The sequence below is a fragment of the Nocardioides sp. GY 10127 genome (genome assembly GCF_004919085.1).
In the GTDB taxonomy this organism is placed as follows: Bacteria; Actinomycetota; Actinomycetes; order Propionibacteriales; family Nocardioidaceae; genus Nocardioides.
Window position 1 is genome coordinate 121,278 of the sequence record NZ_STGL01000003.1, and the last position, 18,018, is coordinate 139,295.

General features: G+C 74.7%; 18 protein-coding genes. 5 read left to right on the forward strand and 13 right to left on the reverse strand.

All coding sequences use genetic code 11. The annotated features are described in order from the left end of the window. Positions 1-52: 52 nt before the first annotated feature. On the reverse strand, positions 53-988 hold the full coding sequence (locus tag E8D37_RS04245; protein ID WP_136568535.1) for an EamA family transporter: 936 nt from the start codon (positions 986-988) through the stop codon (positions 53-55). Positions 989-1,062: 74 nt separating this feature from the next. Between E8D37_RS04245 and E8D37_RS04250 the strand changes: the two genes are divergently transcribed. Beyond that, positions 1,063-1,965: a LysR family transcriptional regulator gene (locus E8D37_RS04250; protein WP_206055564.1), complete on the forward strand. Its 903-nt coding sequence runs from the start codon at positions 1,063-1,065 to the stop codon at positions 1,963-1,965. A gap of 547 nt (positions 1,966-2,512) precedes the next feature. Here the strand turns inward: E8D37_RS04250 and E8D37_RS04255 are convergent. The 7 genes from E8D37_RS04255 to E8D37_RS04280 all read right to left on the reverse strand — a co-directional run bounded on the left by E8D37_RS04255 (position 2,513) and on the right by E8D37_RS04280 (position 8,852). Beyond that, positions 2,513-3,304, reverse strand: a complete 792-nt coding sequence (locus E8D37_RS04255) for an EI24 domain-containing protein (RefSeq protein WP_206055565.1) — start codon at positions 3,302-3,304, stop codon at positions 2,513-2,515. A 91-nt stretch (positions 3,305-3,395) separates the two neighbouring features. Further along, a complete protein-coding gene (locus E8D37_RS04260) occupies positions 3,396-4,322 on the reverse strand; it encodes a tetratricopeptide repeat protein (protein WP_136568536.1) in 927 nt (308 codons plus the stop codon). 109 nt (positions 4,323-4,431) lie between these two features. After that, on the reverse strand, positions 4,432-5,676 hold the full coding sequence (locus E8D37_RS04265; protein ID WP_206055566.1) for an acetyl-CoA hydrolase/transferase C-terminal domain-containing protein: 1,245 nt from the start codon (positions 5,674-5,676) through the stop codon (positions 4,432-4,434). A 202-nt stretch (positions 5,677-5,878) separates the two neighbouring features. Beyond that, a complete protein-coding gene (locus tag E8D37_RS04270; protein WP_136568538.1) occupies positions 5,879-6,400 on the reverse strand; it encodes a PH domain-containing protein in 522 nt (173 codons plus the stop codon). Positions 6,401-6,428: 28 nt separating this feature from the next. Beyond that, complete coding sequence (locus tag E8D37_RS19700; protein ID WP_168929612.1) at positions 6,429-6,584, reverse strand: hypothetical protein; 156 nt, start codon at positions 6,582-6,584, stop codon at positions 6,429-6,431. 107 nt (positions 6,585-6,691) lie between these two features. Further along, on the reverse strand, positions 6,692-7,678 hold the full coding sequence (gene meaB / locus E8D37_RS04275; protein WP_136568539.1) for a methylmalonyl Co-A mutase-associated GTPase MeaB: 987 nt from the start codon (positions 7,676-7,678) through the stop codon (positions 6,692-6,694). Next, positions 7,662-8,852 (reverse strand): acetyl-CoA C-acetyltransferase, encoded by a 1,191-nt coding sequence (locus E8D37_RS04280; RefSeq protein ID WP_136568540.1) that lies wholly within the window; start codon positions 8,850-8,852, stop codon positions 7,662-7,664. The genes meaB and E8D37_RS04280 overlap by 17 nt, the downstream gene beginning before the upstream one ends. A gap of 171 nt (positions 8,853-9,023) precedes the next feature. Between E8D37_RS04280 and mce the strand changes: the two genes are divergently transcribed. Further along, positions 9,024-9,491 carry a methylmalonyl-CoA epimerase gene (gene mce, locus E8D37_RS04285; protein WP_136568541.1) on the forward strand — a complete coding sequence of 156 codons (468 nt, stop codon included), beginning with the start codon at positions 9,024-9,026 and terminating at the stop codon, positions 9,489-9,491. A 140-nt stretch (positions 9,492-9,631) separates the two neighbouring features. Here mce and E8D37_RS04290 read toward each other — a convergent pair whose 3' ends face one another. From E8D37_RS04290 to E8D37_RS04305, 4 genes are read right to left on the reverse strand one after another with little or no spacing between them, the layout of a single operon-like run. After that, positions 9,632-10,246: a response regulator transcription factor gene (locus E8D37_RS04290; protein WP_206055604.1), complete on the reverse strand. Its 615-nt coding sequence runs from the start codon at positions 10,244-10,246 to the stop codon at positions 9,632-9,634. Between the two features lie 5 nt (positions 10,247-10,251). Next, positions 10,252-11,292 (reverse strand): sensor histidine kinase, encoded by a 1,041-nt coding sequence (locus E8D37_RS04295; RefSeq protein WP_136568543.1) that lies wholly within the window; start codon positions 11,290-11,292, stop codon positions 10,252-10,254. Positions 11,293-11,323: 31 nt separating this feature from the next. Beyond that, on the reverse strand, positions 11,324-12,142 hold the full coding sequence (locus E8D37_RS04300; protein WP_240770185.1) for an ABC transporter permease: 819 nt from the start codon (positions 12,140-12,142) through the stop codon (positions 11,324-11,326). Then, positions 12,139-13,197 carry an ABC transporter ATP-binding protein gene (locus E8D37_RS04305; RefSeq protein WP_136568544.1) on the reverse strand — a complete coding sequence of 353 codons (1,059 nt, stop codon included), beginning with the start codon at positions 13,195-13,197 and terminating at the stop codon, positions 12,139-12,141. The genes E8D37_RS04300 and E8D37_RS04305 overlap by 4 nt, the downstream gene beginning before the upstream one ends. Before the next feature lie 274 nt (positions 13,198-13,471). On the opposite strand from E8D37_RS04305, the gene ccrA reads away from it, so the two are divergent. The 3 genes from ccrA (at position 13,472) to E8D37_RS04320 (ending at position 17,529) form a co-directional block, all read left to right on the forward strand. Continuing rightward, on the forward strand, positions 13,472-14,809 hold the full coding sequence (gene ccrA / locus E8D37_RS04310; RefSeq protein ID WP_136568545.1) for a crotonyl-CoA carboxylase/reductase: 1,338 nt from the start codon (positions 13,472-13,474) through the stop codon (positions 14,807-14,809). Positions 14,810-15,073: 264 nt separating this feature from the next. Beyond that, positions 15,074-16,306 (forward strand): hypothetical protein, encoded by a 1,233-nt coding sequence (locus E8D37_RS04315; protein ID WP_136568546.1) that lies wholly within the window; start codon positions 15,074-15,076, stop codon positions 16,304-16,306. A gap of 5 nt (positions 16,307-16,311) precedes the next feature. Continuing rightward, positions 16,312-17,529, forward strand: a complete 1,218-nt coding sequence (locus E8D37_RS04320; RefSeq protein WP_136568547.1) for an AI-2E family transporter — start codon at positions 16,312-16,314, stop codon at positions 17,527-17,529. 30 nt (positions 17,530-17,559) lie between these two features. Here the strand turns inward: E8D37_RS04320 and E8D37_RS04325 are convergent, their stop codons facing one another. After that, on the reverse strand, positions 17,560-17,958 hold the full coding sequence (locus tag E8D37_RS04325; protein WP_206055567.1) for a GNAT family N-acetyltransferase: 399 nt from the start codon (positions 17,956-17,958) through the stop codon (positions 17,560-17,562). Positions 17,959-18,018: the final 60 nt, after the last annotated feature.

Below are 18,018 nucleotides of genomic sequence, written 5' to 3' on the forward strand. Positions count from 1 at the left end.
GGCTGTCTGAGGCCGGGCTGTCTGAGGCCGGGCGCGCGCTGGGCCTCGGGCCTCAGCCCTCGCGGCCGGCCGCACACTCCTCGCCGACCGGCGACGCGGTCTCCTCCCCGGCGTCCACGCTCTCGGGGACGCGCGGGCGACCGCCCTTCATCGCCACGAGCGCGCCGAGCACCACCACGAGCCCGCCGACGGCCTCCCCAGGCGTGGGGACGTCGCCCAGGAGCAGCCAGGACGCGGTGACGGCGATCGGCGGGACGAGGAGCACCCACGGGACCACCGCGGCCGCGGGGTTGCGCGCCAGCAGCGAGTTGAAGATGCCGTAGCCGACCAGGGAGGCCAGCGCCGCGGTGTACAGGGTCGAGACCCAGGCCTCCCAGCCGAAGGCGGCGAGGCCGTCGGCCACCCCCGACGGGCCGTCGAGCAGCAGGGAGAGGGCGAGCAGCGGCACGGGGACGACCACGCCCGACCAGACGGTCAGACCGAGGCCGCCGGGCACCTTCGCGGCCCGGGAGACCACGTTGCCGATGCCCCAGGAGAGGGCGCCGAGCAGGCAGAGCAGCAGCGCGACCAGCGGGACGTCGCCGCCGCGCCCCACCCCGACCACCACGAGACCGACGCCGCCGAGCACCACGCCGCCCACCTGGAGGGGCGTGGGCCGCTCCCGCAGCGCGACGGCTGCGATGACGACGGTGAACATCACCTGCGCCTGCAGCACGAGCGCCGCCAGGCCCGGGGGCAGCCCCAGGGACATCGAGAGGTAGAGGAAGCCGAACTGGCCGATCGACATGAACGTGCCGACCAGGGCCAGCGTCCGCCACGGCACGTCGGGCCTCGGCACGACCAGCACCGCCGGGAAGACGACGAGCACGAACCGCACCGCCAGGAAGAGCAGCGGCGGCACGTCGCCCCGGCCGAGGTCGATGGCCAGGAAGTTGAGCCCCCAGACGAGGGCCACGACGAGCATGAGGGAGGTGTCTCGGCGGTTCACGAGGCCGATCATCCCCGGAGGCGACCATGCAGCACCAGCGAATGGATCTACGCCTCACTCGGTAGCATCGCTGCATGATCGACCTGGAGGCGCTGCGCAGCCTGCGAGCCGTGGCGGAGGAGGGCTCGGTGGTCGCGGCCGCCGCGGCCCTCGGGTTCACCCCGTCCGCGGTCTCCCAGCAGGTCAAGCGGCTGGAGCGGGACACGGGCCTGGCCATGCTGGAGCGGGTCGGACGCGGGGTGGTGCTGACCCGCGCCGGCGCGCAGCTGGTCGAGGACGGCGCCCGGCTGCTCACCGACCTGGAGCTGCTCGAGAGCGACCTGCACCGGCAGGCCTCGACCGCCGCCGGGCACCTGCGCCTGGCCACCTTCTCGACCGCGACGCGCGGGCTGGTGGCGCCGGCGCTGGCCGGGCTGGCACGCACCGAGCCGCTCCTGCGCGTGACGCTGAGCGAGGCCGAGCCGTGGGAGGCGGTCGCGCTGGTGGCGGCGGGCCGGCAGGACGCGGCCGTCGTGCACTCGTGGGGCGACGTCGCGCTCGACATCCCCGAGCACCTGGAGGTCGGGGTCGTCGCGCGGGACGTCGCCGACCTCGTCGTCCGGCCCGACCACGCGCTGGCGGCCCGCGCCCGCGTGTCCCCGCACGACCTGGTCGGCGTCAGCTGGGTGGCCACCCCGGAGGGCTCGATCTGCCGCCAGTGGCTGAGCCGCATGTACGACGGCACCGGGGCGCGCCCGCGCGTCGAGCACGTCGCGGCCGAGTTCGACTCCCACCTCGCCCTCGTGGCCGCCGGGCTGGGGGTCGCGCTCGTGCCCCGGCTCGGCCGCTCCGACCTCGCCACGGTGCCCGGCGGACCGCTCGTGGCCGTCGAGGTCACCGACCCGGTGCCGACCCGCGTCGTGAGCCTCGTCCACCGGCGCAGCATGGCGCCGTCCCCCGCCCTCGCCGCCCTCGCGCGCGCCCTCGGCACCCCCTGACCTGCCTCCTCCCCCTCTGCCCCGCTCCCCCCTGCCCCGCTCCCCGTCGCCCCGTTCCCCGTCGCCCCGCTCCCCCCTGCCCCGCTCCCAGCTGCCGTGCCCCCAGCCCACTGAATCCGTTCGGTCCTCGTGCCGACGAGGACCCAACCCCCGGGCCGACGCAGCCGCAACCCGCTGACCTGCGACAACGCGGGGCCCGCTGCCCACTGCCCCGCGTTCGGTCCTCGTCCGCACGAGGACCAAGCCCCGCAGCGGCGCACCCGCCGGGTGCTGAGGAGCGGCACACTGAATCACCGCCCCGCGGCGGCCTGATGCGTTCGGTCCTCGTGCCCACGAGGACCCAAGCCCCGGGTCGGCACAGTCACAGTCCGCTGACCTGCGACAACGCAGAGGCACCGGCCCCGGGGCGCCCGTTCGGTCCTCGTACCCACGAGGACCGAAGCCCGGGCCCGGCGCGGCAGCAGCACGGGAGGCCGCAGCAGGGCACCGGACGGCCTGGCTCAGCCACGGCGCAGCGCGCCCCGGAGCACCGGCAGACAGGACGCGATCAGGCGGGCGGCGCAGGGGGCGCGGAGGGCGCGGGGGTGGACAGGAGATCCCGGGCGAGGGTGGTGGCGCCCACGACGGCAGCCGGCATCACAGCCACACCGCCGAGGGGCACGAGGAAGCAGACCTGCGTGGCGACCCCGTAGCCGAGGACGGCGGAGCGGTGCCCGCGCAGCAGGGCCCGGCGACCGGCGCGGTCGATGCCGCGCGCCTCGAGCGGACGGTTCAGGAGCTCCGAGCCCAGCAGCCAGCCGGCGACGACGACCCCCAGCACCGTCCCGCCGACCCCACCGACCACCGGCACGAACCCGAGCACGAACAGCCCGACCCCGACGGCCAGGCCGAGCCCCAGGAGCACGAGCGCGTCCCGTGCCGAGGCCCAGAAGCCGAGGCCGTCGCCCTCGGGCGGGTCGCCCAGCAGCTCCTCGGTCGCCCGCCACACGCGCTCGTAGAACGGGTCGCCCAGCGTCAGGGTGAGCGCGGTGAAGGTGACGCTGAACAGAATCACCGTCGCAGCCAGGACGACGAGCGCCAACCCGACCCGCAGCGCGCTGCGCAGCCCGGCGGCCCAGCCGTCGGCGAAGGGGGTCGCCCAGGCCACGAGGTCGCCGACCTCGAGCACCAGCCCGGTGAACAACCCGACCAGGAGCAGCAGGACCAGCAGCGCCGGGAGCATCCCCCGCAGCATCAGACCGGGTCGGCGCCGCCACATCGCGAACCCGCGGAGCAGGTGCCCCACGCCGTCCGCGAAGCCCACGGTGGAGCCGACGGCGGAGCCGAGCGCGGGGCCCACCCCGACAACCGGCCCGGAGCCACGCCCCGCCCCCGGCCCAGGAAGCCCAGCACCCGGCCCGGGCACCGCTCCGCCCGCCACGTCCAGACGCTCAGAACAGCGCGGAGGCGAGGTTCTGGCGACCTCGCAGCACCCGCGGGTCGTCGTTGCCGACGGCGGCGAAGAGCGCCAGCAGGTGCTCGCGGGCCTTGGTGCGGTCGTCGCCGGCGGTGCGGCGGACGACGTCGACGAGCCGGTTGAAGGCGTCCTCGACGTGCCCGCCGAGCATGTCGAGGTCGGCGCAGAGGGTCTGGGCGTCGACGTCGGCCGGGTCGGCGGCGGCAGCGGCGCGGGCCGCGTGGAGGTCGACCCCCCGGGTGCGCTGGAGCACCTTCGCCATGGCGAGTCCGGCGGCGGCCTCGGTGTCGGCCGGGTTGGCGGCGACGAGCTTCTCGTACTCGGCGACGGCCGCGTCCACGTCCCCGGAGCCGAGGGCGTCCTGGGCGGCGGCGTACCGCGGGTCCACGACCTCCTCCTCGCCGTCGGCGGCCTGCGGGTGCCGCGGCTGGTGTCGCCCGGTCATGCCGGCAGCGGTGAGCTGCTGGACGACCTGCTGGAGCATCTGGCGCAGCGAGTCGATCGGCACCGCGTCCTGGAGCAGCGGCTGCGGGCGCCCGTCGATGATCGCCACCACGAACGGGATCGACGGCACCTGCACCATCTGCGCGATCTGCGGGGCGGCGTCGACGTCGACGAGGCCGACGAGCACCCGGCCCTCGAGCTCGTCACCGACGACGGCGAGGTCCGCGGCGAGCTGGCTCGACTCCGGCATCCGCGAGGGCGAGTGGAAGGCGAGCAGCACGGGCGCCGTCATCGACGCCTCGACGACCTGCTGGACGTTGGCCTCGTCGACCTCGATCGCGTAGGAGTGCCCCGACCCGGAGGACGCGGGCGCACCACCGGCGGGGGCCGACGGAGCCGGCGCCTTCAGCGCGGACAGGTCGATGGCACCGGGACGGGAGAACGGCTGCTGCGTCATGGCGCCATCCTAGGGACGGCGCGGCGCCCCGCCACGCCCCGGTCAGGGGAGGGACGGGGCGCGGCGCCTCGTTCCGGGCCGCCCGCGGGCGGCCGTCGGCTGCGCAGGGTCAGTTCGGCACCGGCGAGTCGGCCGGCAGCAGCCCCAGCGCGATGGCCTCCTCGGTGAGCTCCTCGCGCACCTTGGGGTGCGCGGCGTGGGCGATGAGGTTCCACGCCTGCTGGTTCTGCGAGCGGCCGAAGACCTCCGCCACCCCGTTCTCGGTGATGACGGCGCTGACCTGGAAGGAGGTCACCGGCTCGTCGACCAGCGGGACGATCGTGGAGACGTGCGCCTTGGGGTGCCACGACTTCAGGGCGAGCAGCGCCTGCCCACCCGGGCTGTGGAGCGCGCCGACGATGAAGTCGGTCTGGCCGCCGAACCCCGAGTGGATGCGGGTGCTCAGGCGCGAGGCGTTGGCCTGGCCGAAGAGGTCCACCTGCAGCGCGGTGTTGACGCTGACCATCTTCGGGTTCTTCGAGATCAGGCCCGGGTCGTTGGACGTCTCGGTGCGGATCATGTGCACCCGCGGGTTGTCGTCGACCCAGTCGAGCAGCTCGGCGGAACCGAAGAGGAAGGACGCCTGCACGGGGACGTCGGGGTCGAGCGCGCCGGCCTTCTCCAGGGCCAGCACGGAGTCGGAGAACATCTCGGTCCACACGCGCAGCCCGCGCCGGTCGGCCAGGCCCCGCAGCGCGGCGTCGGGCACGGCGCCGATGCCGGCCTGGAGCGTCGAGCCGTCGGTGACGCGGGCGGCGACCAGGCCGCCGATGAGGCGGGACTCGTCGTCGAGCGGGATCTCGGGGGCCAGCGGCACCGCGTCGTCCGCCTCGATCACGAGGTCGACCTGGTCGAGGTCGAGCAGGGCGTCGCCCGTCGTCCACGGGACGTTGTCGTTGGCCTGGACGACCACCTTGCCGCCGCGGGCCTTGCAGGCCTCGATGGCGGCCGGCAGGACGTTGACCTCGACGCCGAGCGAGACCTGCCCGTTGCGCGGCTTGGTGGTGTGCAGCAGCACCAGGTCGGGCACCAGGGTCGTCTTGAGCACCAGCGGCACCAGCGACAGCCGGGCCGGCACGTAGCGCAGCCGCGGGCTCTTGCGCTGGCCGGCGCCCACGAAGCAGCTCTCCAGGATCACCCCCTCGTGGTCGGGCAGGCCCTTCTGGCCGTTGAGGGCCCAGAGCTTGTACGGGCGACCCGCGGAGGTCATCGCCTCGTCCAGCAGGCCCAGCGCGTACCAGGGCGTGGCGTGGTTACCGGTGACCACCACGCGGGGGTTCTTCGGAAGGTCGGACAGCAGTGTCGTCAGGTCCACGTCCATGATTGGACACCCGCCGGATCACCCCCCGCCAGGGGACCTCAGTCCCTGTCCCGTGAGATCCGCGTCTCGTCGCCCGCAGGCGGGCCCAAGAGCGGCACCTAGGCCTCTGACCAGGGAGGACGGAGGTCCCGACCGAGAGGTCGAGGGGCCCGACCCGGAGTGGACGGACGCCGGACGGGCGCCGGACCGACGCCGGTCAGCCGACCCGCGGCCCGCGCAGGCCGGCGCGCTGGACGACGCCCTGGATGACCAGGTCGCGCTCGTCGGGGCGGCCGACGAAGCGCACGTCCCGCAGCCCCTGCTCCTGGGCGGCGGACTCGAAGACGAAGTGGCCGTAGCCCAGCAGCCGACCCAGCAGCGGCTTGGTGACGGAGATGTCGAGGATGCGGGTCAGCGGCATGGTGGAGAGCTTGCGGTTGACCACCCCGTGCACCCGGAACACCCTCATGTTCGTGATGACGAAGCGGTCCACGCGCACCGACATCACGCCCCACGTGACGCGCACGGCGAGCACGAGCACCACGAGGAGGGGCAGCCAGGCGATGTCGACCGGGAGGAAGGGGGTGACGCAGAGCAGCGCGACGCCCGCGGCACCCTCGAGGAAGGGACGGGTGAGGGCGGCCCAGTGCTTGCCGACCTCGTCCACGATCACCTCGCCCTCCTCACGCAGGAGGTGGCGCGAGATGCGCGGGTCGGAGAGCGAGCTCAGGAGCCCCACGGCCGCTCCTCGGTTCGGGCGGGCCGGATCAGCTCGCGAAGCCGTTGATGACGGTGACCAGGGACGCGAAGAACGACCCGACCATCCCGACGACGGCGTGGACGGAGCTGGCGAACGTCTCGGGGCTGGTGACGACCCAGAAGACGAGGAACAGGACCACCACCCAGGGCAGCAGCTTCTTCACGGCAATCAGTCCTCAGCGTTCTCGAACAGGGAACGGGTTATCTGTACCAGTCCGCGCCGCACGCCGGTCCGAGGCGCGCCGCGCGAGCGGCAGGCTGCCTCCCGCGCTCACCCGTCCTGGGGACGCCCCTGCACCAGCGCGTCCGCCGCCGTGTGGACGCCGAGCCGGCCGGCCGCGACCTCCCGGGCCAGCGCGTCCAGGCGGTCGCTGCCGCCCAGGTCCGCCCAGCGGCGGCGCAGCTCGGCCACGGCGACCGCCTCCACCTCGGCCCGCGCCCGGGCCAACCGGCGGCGGCCCAGCGCGCCGGTCGCCACCGACCACTCCCGGTGCGCGGCCAGGGCGTCCAGGACGTCGTCCACCCCCTCGGCCCGGGAGGCGACCGTGCTCACGACCGGCGGCTCCCACTCGCCCGCGCCGCGCTCGGCCATCGACAGCGCGCCGCGCAGCTCCCGCCGCAGCCGACCGGCGCCCTCGGCGTCCGCCTTGTTGACGACGTAGACGTCCCCGACCTCGAGGATGCCGGCCTTGGCCGCCTGGATGCCGTCACCCATGCCGGGCGCGAGCAGCACCACGGTCGTGTCGGCGAGCCCCGCGACCTCGACCTCGCTCTGACCGACCCCGACGGTCTCGACGAGGACGACGTCGAAGCCGGCCGCGTCGAGGACCCGGACCGCCTGGGGCGTCGCGGCGGAGAGCCCGCCGAGGTGCCCCCGGGAGGCCATGGACCGGATGAGCACCCCGGGGTCGCCGGCGTGGTGCTCCATCCGGATGCGGTCGCCGAGCAGCGCGCCCCCGGAGAACGGGGAGCTGGGGTCGACGGCGAGGACGCCGACGGTGCGGCCCCGGGCGCGCAGGGCCGTGATGAGCGCGTTCGTGCTGGTCGACTTGCCGACGCCGGGGGCGCCGGTGAGCCCGACGACCTGGGCGTGACCGGTGTGCGGAGCCAGGAGCGTCATCGCCCCGCGCAGGTGCGCGGAGTCGGACTCCACGAGGGAGAGCAGGCGCGCCACGGCGCGGACCTGGCCGGCGCGGGCGCGCTCGACCAGGTCCGCGACGTCGACGTCCCGGCGCCCGGCCTCAGGCCTGCGGGACACGCACGATCAGGGCGTCGCCCTGGCCGCCGCCGCCGCAGAGCGCGGCCGCGCCGACGCCGCCGCCGCGACGCTTGAGCTCCAGGGCGAGGTGCAGCACGATCCGGGCACCCGACATGCCGACGGGGTGGCCGAGGGCGATGGCGCCGCCGTTGACGTTGACCTTCGCCGGGTCCAGGCCGAGCGCGCGGGTGGACTCCAGGCCGACGGCCGCGAAGGCCTCGTTGAACTCGACCAGGTCGAGGTCGGTGGGCTCGATGCCCTCCTTGGCGCAGGCCTTGGCGGTGGCGTTGGCGGGCTGCATCTGGAGGCTGGAGTCGGGGCCGGCGACCATGCCGTGGGCACCGATCTCGCAGAGCCACTCCAGGCCCAGCTCCTCCGCCTTGTCCTTGCTCATCACCACGACGGCGCAGGCCCCGTCGGAGATCTGCGAGGCCGAGCCCGCCGTGATCGTGCCCTCGCGGGAGAACGCCGGGCGCAGGCGGCCCAGGGACTCCGCGGTGGTGTCGCCGCGGACGCCCTCGTCGACGGAGACGACCACCGGGTCGCCCTTGCGCTGCGGGATGGACACCGGGACGATCTCGTCGTCGAACAGGCCGTTCTTCTGCGCCGCCGCCGCCTTCTGGTGGCTCTCCGCGGCGAACGCGTCCTGCTCCTCGCGGGTCAGCTGGACGCCCTCGGCGTTGACCGCCTCGGTGAGGCCGCCCATCGCCTGCTGGGTGAGCTGGTCGTAGAGCGCGTCGTAGGCCATCGAGTCGACCAGCGTGGTGTCGCCGTACTTGAAGCCGGAGCGGGACTTCGGCAGCAGGTGCGGGGCGAGGGTCATCGACTCCATGCCGCCGGCCACCACGATCTCGGCCCCGCCGGCACGCACCAGCTGGTCGGCGAACGCGATGGCGTTGATGCCGGACAGGCACACCTTGTTGATGGTGATCGACGGGACCGCCGGGGGCAGCCCCCCGGCGAGGCCCGCGCTGCGGGCCGGGTTCTGGCCGGCGCCGGCCTGGATGACCTGGCCCATGACGAGGTAGTCGACCTGGTCGCCGGAGACGCCCGCCTTCTCCAGGGCGCCGGCGATCGCCACGCCGCCCAGGTCGGCGGCCGTGAGGGACGAGAGGCCGCCGAGGAGGCGGCCGATCGGGGTGCGGGCACCGGCGACGATGACGGATGCGGACATGGTTCCTCCTGCTGCAGGACGGGGGCGTCGACCGGGCGCGGCCGACCCCTTCGCGAGGCTACCCACGCTCTCGCGCGGGCGCACGGGCCACCACCGACCTCGGCGTGGCACACGTCACAGACTGACCAAGGACCGTTGCCAGCGGGTTGCGGCGCGACGAGCATCGGGGCCATGACCGACAGCGCCACCGACCTGACCCCCGGCTCCATCCTCACCGGCTCGCTCTTCACCGCCATCGACCACGTCGGCATGGCCGTGCCGGACCTCGACGCCGCCATCGCCTTCTACCGCGACGTCTACGGCATGGAGCTCAAGCACGAGGAGACCAACGAGGAGCAGGGCGTCCGCGAGGCCATGATGGCCGTCGGCGACTCCGGTTCCTGCGTGCAGCTGCTCGCCCCGCTGAACGAGTCCTCCACCATCGCCAAGTTCATCGACCGCAACGGCGTCGGCTGCCAGCAGATCGCCTACCGCGTCACCGACGTCGAGGCGGTCTCCGCCGAGCTGCGGGCGCGCGGGATGCGGCTGCTCTACGACGCCCCGCGCCGCGGCACGAGCGACTCCCGGATCAACTTCGTGCACCCCAAGGACGCCGGCGGCATCCTCGTCGAGCTCGTGGAGCCCGCCGCCGCGCACTGACGCGCTCCCCCGTCGGGCCCGACAGCCCGCCCGGAAGCCACGTTCGGGGTGGATGCGGTGCACCCGGTGCACCGCATCCACCCCGTTGTCGCGCTTGCCCGCTCCCGCTCAGATCCGCCCCCGCTGAGGTCCGCCCCCGCTCAGATCCAGCCGCGGTCGCGCGCTACCCGGGCGGCCTCCACCCGCGTCGTGGTGGACGTCTTGCCGATCGCGGCCGAGAGGTGGTTGCGCACGGTCCCGCCCGAGAGGTGCAGGGCCGCCGCGATGCTCGCCACCGGCGCCCCGTCCAGCGCGAGCCGCAGGACGTCGGCCTCCCGCTCGGTCAGCGGGCTCGGCCCGTCCAGCAGGGAGGCCGTCGCCAGGTCCGGGTCGACCACCCGCAGCCCGGCGTGCACCCGGCGCACCGCGTCGGCCAGCTCGCCGGCGGGGGTGTCCTTCACGACGAACCCGCTCGCCCCGGCCTCGAGCGCGCGTCGCAGGTAGCCCGGCCGCCCGAACGTCGTCACCACCAGCACCCGGGGGCCGGTCGGCCGCGCCGGTCCGCGGGCCACCAGCCGGCACGCCTCGATGCCGTCGAGCCCGGGCATCTCGATGTCAAGGAGGCACACGTCGGGGGCGTGCGCCTCGACGGCCGCGGCCACCTCGTCGCCGCGGCCCACCTGGGCCACGACCTCGAGGTCGCCCTCCAGACCGAGCAGCGTGGCCAGCGCGCCGCGCACCAGGGCCTGGTCGTCGGCCAGCAGCAGCCTGATCACGTCGCTCACCACGACACCTCCAGCACGGTGCCCCCACCGGGGGCGTCGGCGACCTCCAGCAGGCCGCCCGTGGCCGCCACCCGCTCGCGCAGGCCCCGCAGCCCGTTGCCGGGCGCGCTGCCGGCCAGCCCGACGCCGTCGTCCGCCACCCGCAGCCCGGAGGGGTGCAGCTCCACCGCGCACGCGCGCGCCTCGGCGTGCCGCACGACGTTGGTCACCGCCTCCCGCACCGCCCAGGCCGCGGCCGGGCGCCGGCGCGGGTCGAGCGCCGAGCCGTCCGCCGGCACGTCCGCCCGGACGCCGGCCGCCTCGAGGGCCGTCCGGGCCGCGGCCAGCTCCTGGTCCAGGTCCGCGGCGCGCAGCCCGGTCACGGTGCTGCGCACCTCGGCCAGCGCCTCGCGAGCCAGGTCGCGGAGCTCGGCGAGCTCCGCCCTGGCCCGGTCCGGGTCGGCGTCCACGAGCCGCTCCGCCAGCTCCGCCTTGAGCACCACGACCGTGAGGCTGTGACCGAGGACGTCGTGGACGTCGCGGGCCACCCGCTCGCGCTCGGCGGTGAGCGCGAGCTGCTGGGAGAGGTCGCGCGCGTGCGCAGCCGTGTCCCCGGCGAGCCGGCCGGCCGACGTCCCGGCCCCCGTCGCGACGACGATGAACGAGACCACCAGCCATCCCTCGTCGGGGTCCAGCACCCACGGGGCGACGAGCCCGAGGCCGACCAGGAACGGCCAGCGGAAGCACCACGGGCGCGGCAGCGTGAAGACGCCCAGGGCCACCAGGTAGGGCAGGTAGGAGACGTAGCCGAGGCCCAGCGGCCAGACCGCGACCGCGGCGAGCACCACCAGCCCGGCCAGCACCGCGCCCGAGCCACGGTCGCGCGACCCCAGGCCGAAGGAGCGCACGCCCCACAGGTAGAGGGCGGCGAAGGCGAGGACGTCGGCCAGCCCCACCACGCGGGTCAGCGGCGACCCGCTGCCCCACGCGTCCATGACCGGGAAGACGAGGAAGAGCAGCCAGACCGACCACAGGGCCCAGCCGTGGCGCGTGGTCACCGGGCGCCGCCTCGCGCCCCGAGCGGGTCGCTCACTGCCGGCCGCGTCCGCGGCGCACGAGCAGCACCGAGGCCACGGCGAAGAGGATCGTCCACGTGGCCACGTTAGCGACGAGCAGCCACCACGCGTCGTGGTAGGCGGGGCCCGCGCCGGCGCTGGTCCACCCCTGGGTGAGGGGGTACCGCGCGAGGCCGACGTAGCCGTACATGGGCGTGAAGCGCGCGAGGTCGAGGAGGACGCCGGACAGCGGGTAGAAGACGTTGCCGAGGAACCCGAGCACCACGACGGCACCGCTGGCGACGCCGACCGCCTGGTCGCTGGAGAAGGCCAGCCCGACGGCCAGCCCGAGCAGGGCGAACAGCCAGGAGCCCGCGAGCACCAGCGCGAGGCTGCCCAGCCAGGCCGCGGTCGTCCCCTCCGCGCCCAGCGCGAGGCCGAGCCCGTAGACGAGGAGCACCGGCAGCGCCGCCAGCACGCAGGCGAGCGCCGCCTTGGTGCCGACCCACGTGAGGTCGGCGAGCGGGGTGAGACCGAGCTGGCGGCCCCAGCCCTGGGTGCGCTCCAGCGCGGCCCGGCCGCCGACGCCCACCGTCGCGGTGACCCCGCCGTAGGCGGCCATCGCGACCATCACCCACATCGCGAGGTTGCCGTCGCCGACGCTGGTGTCCGCGTACTCCTGCGAGGTCCCGAGCATGACGTAGAGGAAGCCGGGCAGGCCCACCGAGAAGACCCACACCGTGGGGTCGCGGAGCAGGCGTCGAAGCTCGAGGCGCAGCAGCGTCGGGTCGAGCGGCCGGGGGCGGGCGGGACGCCGGTCCGCGGTCGGGGCGGACGGGAGCACGGTGCTCATCGGGAGACCTCCATGGTCGGAGCAGCGGTGGGAGCAGTGGTCGGTGCGGTGGTCGAGGCAGGGAGCGGGCGGGCGGTGCCGGGCGCCTCGGGGCCGGGCTCCGCACGCCCGGTGAGCAGCACGAACGCGTCCTCCAGCGAGCCGGCGCGGACCTCGAGGTCGTGGGCCCCCGGCAGCGCCAGGACGGCGCGGGCGGCCGCGTCGGAGTCGCTGACCCGCACCTCCAGGCGGCCGGCGTCGGTGCGGGCGTGCAGGACCGCTCCCCCGGCCTCGGCGACCGCCGCGGCCACGACGGCCAGCGCGGCGTCCGGGTCGGGGACGCTCACCGCGACGGTGCGCCCGAGCGCGCGGGCACGGACCTCGTGGGTCGGCCCGTCGGCGACGACCCGACCGCCGGCCATGAGCACCGTGCGGTCGGCGAACGCCTCGGCCTCCTCGAGGTAGTGGGTGGCGAAGACGACGGTCCGCCCCGCGGCGGCCTCGGCGTGCATGACGTCCCAGAACTCGCGCCGCGCGTGGACGTCCATCCCGGCCGTCGGCTCGTCGAGGACGACGAGGGCCGGGTCGGCCAGGAGGGCGGCCGCGAACCGGACCCGCTGCTGCTCGCCGCCCGAGCACCGGGAGACCCGTCGGCCGGCCAGGTGAGCGATGCCGGTGCGGTGCAGCGCGTCGTCGGCGGCCTCGCCCCGGCCGCCGGAGAGCCCCGGGTGACAGGCGGCCAGGTACAGCAGCGTCTCGCGCACGGTGAGCGAGGGCAGGAGCCCGCCGGTCTGCAGCACGGCCCCGACGAGTCCGGCGCGGACCGCCCCCCGCGGGCTGCGGCCCAGCACGCGGGCCGTGCCGGAGGTGGGCGACGTGAGCCCGAGGACGACGTCCAGGGTGGTCGTCTTCCCGGCGCCGTTGGGGCCGAGGAGCGCCACGACCTCGCCGGGCTGGACCACCAGGTCGACGCCGTCGACGGCCACGACGTCACCGTCGCGGGTGCGGAACGAGCGACGCAGGTCGCGCAGCTCGAGGGCCGGCACGGCCCCGGTGCGGGAGAGGGATGCGGTCATGGCTCCACCCTCGTCGCGGCAGGGCTCGGGCGGACCTGGGTGCTGTCACGACGTCCCCGTGACGGATGTCAGGGGTGCGCGGCCGGCGCCCACGAGCGTGCTCGGGGAGGGGCGTAACACTGGGCGCGCGGCCGGTGGCGCACGGCGCTCCGGGACGCGCGACGCGCTCGCGACGTCGTGGCACTAGCGTGAGACTCGCGTCACAGGAGCGGACGTCCGCGTCCGGCTACCGTGCACGCCACCCCACCCGCGGCACAGCCCGAAGGAGAGCACCGTGCAGCACATCCTCGACGCCATCAAGGCCGGCGACACAGCAGGCGAGGACTTCGCGAACCTGCCCCTGCCCGAGTCCTACCGAGCCGCCTTCGTGAAGAAGGACGAGGTCGACATGTTCGAGGGGGTGGCCTCCAAGGAGAAGGACCCGCGGAAGTCGCTCCACGTGGACGAGGTGGCGATGCCGGAGCTCGGCCCGGGCGAGGCGCTCGTGGCGGTCATGGCCTCCGCCATCAACTACAACACCGTGTGGACGTCGATCTTCGAGCCGGTCTCCACCTTCGGCTTCCTGGAGCGCTACGGCCGCCAGTCCGAGCTCACCAAGCGGCACGACCTGCCCTACCACGTCGTGGGCTCCGACCTGGCCGGCGTCGTGCTGCGCACCGGCCCCGGCGTCACCCGCTGGAAGCCGGGCCAGGAGGTCGTCGCCCACTGCCTCTCGGTCGAGCTCGAGGACCCCGACGGGCACGACGACACGATGCTCGACCCGCAGCAGCGGATCTGGGGCTTCGAGACGAACTTCGGCGGCCTGGCCGACGTGGCGCTGGTGAAGGCCAACCAGCTCATGCCCAAGCCGGACCACCTGACCTGGGAGGAGGCCGCCTCCCCCGGCCTGGTCAACTGCACCGCCTACCGCCAGCTCGTCTCCAAGAACGGCGGCAACATGAAGCAGGGCGACAACGTCCTGATCTGGGGCGCCTCGGGCGGCCTCGGCGGCTTCGCCACCCAGTACGCGCTCAACGGCGGCGCCACGCCCGTCTGCGTGGTCTCCAACGCGGAGAAGGAGAAGATCGCGCGCTCCATGGGCGCCGAGCTCGTCATCAACCGCGCGGAGGAGGGGTACCGCTTCTGGAAGGACGAGCACACCCAGGACCCCCGGGAGTGGAAGCGCTTCGGCGCCAAGATCCGCGAGCTCACCGGCGGGGAGGACATCGACATCGTCTTCGAGCACCCCGGCCGGGAGACCTTCGGCGCGTCCGTGTTCGTCACCCGCAAGGGCGGCACCATCACCACCTGCGCCTCGACCAGCGGCTACATGCACGAGTACGACAACCGCTACCTGTGGATGAACCTCAAGAAGATCATCTCCAGCCACTTCGCCAACTACCGCGAGTCGTGGGAGGCCAACCGCCTCGTGGCCAAGGGCAAGATCCACCCGACCCTCTCGCGCACCTACACCCTCGAGGACGTCGGGCAGGCGGCCCTCGACGTCCACCACAACAAGCACCAGGGCAAGGTCGGAGTCCTGTGCCTCGCGCCCGAGGAGGGCCTCGGCGTCCGCGACCAGGACCTGCGCGAGGCGCACCTGCCCGCCATCAACCGGTTCCGCGGGGTCTGACCCGCCCCACGACTGGTGTGCCGCCCGGGTCCGGCCCGGGCGGCACGCCCCGCCGTGAGCGCCTCCCCGCTCGTCCCCCGTTCCGTGCCCACGGCCGATCCACAGCACCCGTTCGGGCGTGTCGGGCGGCCCACCGTCCACCGATTGGGCCACATTCGCCTGGCGGGGTTCGGTTTGCCCCGGCCTTCCGACAGGATGGGCACCTGCGCCCCGCCGAGGGCGCCACCAACGGACGAGACCGGACAAGGACGGTAGTCACCACCCATGAGCGACCAGGGTCTGTCGATCTTCCAGGACGAGCCGGGGCGGGGTGCGTCCTCCGAGGACCGCACCCAGGTCATCCCGACCGTCTCCGACGAGCAGGCCGCGCAGACCACCGCGCCGCAGCCGACAGCGCCGGCCGCGGCCACCGCGCCGCGCACCGGCACCCGCCCCGCTCCCGCGCACCGCCCGGCGTCCGCGCCGGCCACAGGTGCCGCCCCGTCCTTCCCGACCGTGCGCCGCGGCGGGTACGACACCGCCGTGGTCGACGCCCGGGTCCGCCAGCTCCTGGAGGAGCGCGACGCCCTGGCCGCCGACCTCACCGCGGCCCAGCAGCGCGTCGGCGCCCTCGAGCCGGAGCTCACCAAGGTCAAGCAGGAGCTCGCCGAGCGCGACAGCCCCTCCTACGCCGGCCTGGGCGGCCGCGCCTCCGCCATGCTGCGGCTGGCCGAGGAGGAGGCCGCCGAGGTCCGCGAGACCGCCGAGCGCGAGGCGGACGAGATCCGCACCCAGGCCCAGCGCGACGCCGACGCGATCCGCGCCGACGCCGCCCGCGAGGCCGAGGACATGCGCACCGTCCAGCTCAAGGAGCTCGACGAGGCGCGCGCCCGGACCACCGCCGACACCGAGCAGGAGCGCTCCCTGGCCCGTGCCGAGGCCGCCGACCTACGCGCCTCCGCCCAGCGGGACGCCGACCAGCTGCGCCTGGCGGCCGAGCAGGAGTCCACGGAGATGCGCTCCTCGGCCCAGCGCCACGTCGAGCAGGCACGTGCGGCCGCCGACCGCGAGGTCACCGAGGCCCGCCGGGCCCTGGCCGTGGAGAAGGAGCGCCTCGCCCGCGAGGCCACGGACCACCACGAGTCGACCATGGCCGAGACCAAGCGCCTCGTCGTGGAGGCCGAGCAGCGTGCCTCCTCCGCCGAGGAGCGCGCCCGCCAGGCGACCGAGCAGGCCACCTCGTACCGCGAGCAGGCCCAGACCGAGGCCGACGCCCTGCTCTCGCGCGCCCGTCGCGAGGCCGAGCAGATCGTCACCTCGGCCCGTACGCAGGCCGAGTCGATCTCCTCCAGCGGCCTCGCCGAGGCGGAGCGCGAGCGCGCGGTCGTGCGCGCCGAGGTCGACCGGCTCCGGAAGCGTCGCGACGGCATCACCGCGCAGCTCGCCTCGCTGGCCGAGCTGGTCGGCAAGTTCACGGGCGACGAGGACGAGCCGTCGTCCGACGAGCAGCACGGCTGACGAGGGTGACCCAGGACCCGGACGCCGCGTCGACGGACCCGCTCGTCGAGGTCGGCACCCTCCTCGAGGAGCCCGAGGACTCCCCCGGCGACCAGCCCGGCGCCCGGTCCGGCGATGGGTCCGGCGACGGGTCCGACGACGCGTCCGGGCCCCCCGGCAGCGGGGACGTGCCCGAGCTCGGCGTGCCCGGACCGCCGCTGCGCCGTGGCCCGTTCCTCATCGGGTTCTTCGGCGCCCTCGGCGCGTTCGCGGCCTGGTGGCTGGCGGGCCTGGTCGTCTCCCTCGGCAGCACCCTGGTGCTGCTGGTGGTGGCCATGTTCCTGGCCGCGGGCCTCAACCCGGCGGTCGAGCTGCTGGAGCGGCGCGGGCTGCGGCGCGGCCTGGCCGTGCTCCTCGTCATCGTCGCCGTGCTCGCCGCGTTCGCCGCCTTCGTCTTCGCGCTCGTGCCGGTCATCACCGACCAGGTGACCGCGATCGGCCAGAACGTGCCCGGCTGGATCGACCAGCTGGAGTCGAACCAGCAGATCCGGGACCTCAACGACGAGTACGACATCCTCACGAAGGTCCAGGACTTCGTGACCGGCGGGTCGTTCCTCTCCTCGATCTTCGGCGGCGTCCTCGGCGTCGGCATCGCGATCGTGGGCGCGCTGGCCAACGTCTTCTTCGTGGTGGTGCTGACGCTCTACTTCCTCGCCAGCATGAAGGCCACCAAGCAGGCGCTCTACCAGCTGGCGCCCGCCTCCCGCCGCGACCGGGTGAGCCGTCTCGGCGACCGGGTGCTGGCCAGCGTCGGCGGCTACGTCGCCGGCGCGTTCGTGGTGGCGCTGTGCGCCGGACTCAGCTCGCTGATCTTCTTCTTCGTGGTGGGGCTCTCCGACTACGCCGTGGCGCTCGCCTTCGTCGTGGCGCTGCTGGACGTCATCCCGATGGTCGGCGCGACGCTCGGGGCGGTCGTGGTGACCCTCATCGGCTTCGCGGTCGACCCCTCGATCGGCATCGCCTGCCTGATCTTCTACCTCGTCTACCAGCAGGTGGAGAACTACTTCATCTACCCGCGCGTGATGTCGCGGTCGGTGGACGTCCCCGGCGTCGTCACCGTCATCGCCGCGCTCGTCGGCGGGGCGCTGCTGGGCGTCGTGGGTGCGCTCCTGGCGATCCCGACCGCCTCCGCCCTGCTCATGCTCACGCGCGAGGTGCTCCTCCCGCGGCAGGACGCCCGCTAGCTCCCGCTCCGCACCCGCTCGAGCACGCGCTCAGGCACCGGGGTAGAGCCGGTACCCGCTCATCACCTTGTGCCCGAAGGTCTCGTAGAACCGCTCCCCGCCGTCGGTGATGAGGTCCATCCGCTTGGTGCCCGTCCCCTGGAAGGTGGCCATCACCAGCAGGCGGCCCACACCGCGGCGACGGTGGTCGGGGTGGACGGCCACGAACGACAGGTGGCTCTGGAGGACCCCGTCACCGAGGGCCTGCGCCCAGCCGACCACGGCGGCGCCGTCGACCGCGACGTAGGCCGTCGACCCGGGGGCGGTGCACACCGCGTGCACGACCGCCGGGTCGACCAGCGACGGCCACCGCACCACGCGGCTGAGGGCGGCGATCCCCTCGGCGTCCGCGCACGAGGACTCCTCGTAGGGGCGGACGTCGACGGGCACACCCCGACCCTAGGCGAGCAGCCTCACCCCGGGGGTGGGTCGCGGCGACGCGTCCCCGCC

What these genes read in the sequence shown, in the direction of transcription:
- E8D37_RS04250 (WP_206055564.1), top strand. Translation starts at nt 1,063, where the DNA reads ATGATCGACCTGGAGGCGCTGCGCAGCCTGCGAGCCGTGGCGGAGGAG.
- E8D37_RS04260 (WP_136568536.1), bottom strand. Translation starts at nt 4,322, where the DNA reads ATGACGCAGCAGCCGTTCTCCCGTCCCGGTGCCATCGACCTGTCCGCG.
- E8D37_RS04280 (WP_136568540.1), bottom strand. Translation starts at nt 8,852, where the DNA reads ATGTCCGCATCCGTCATCGTCGCCGGTGCCCGCACCCCGATCGGCCGC.
- mce (WP_136568541.1), top strand. Translation starts at nt 9,024, where the DNA reads ATGACCGACAGCGCCACCGACCTGACCCCCGGCTCCATCCTCACCGGC.
- E8D37_RS04300 (WP_240770185.1), bottom strand. Translation starts at nt 12,142, where the DNA reads ATGAGCACCGTGCTCCCGTCCGCCCCGACCGCGGACCGGCGTCCCGCC.
- E8D37_RS04305 (WP_136568544.1), bottom strand. Translation starts at nt 13,197, where the DNA reads ATGACCGCATCCCTCTCCCGCACCGGGGCCGTGCCGGCCCTCGAGCTG.
- E8D37_RS04315 (WP_136568546.1), top strand. Translation starts at nt 15,074, where the DNA reads ATGAGCGACCAGGGTCTGTCGATCTTCCAGGACGAGCCGGGGCGGGGT.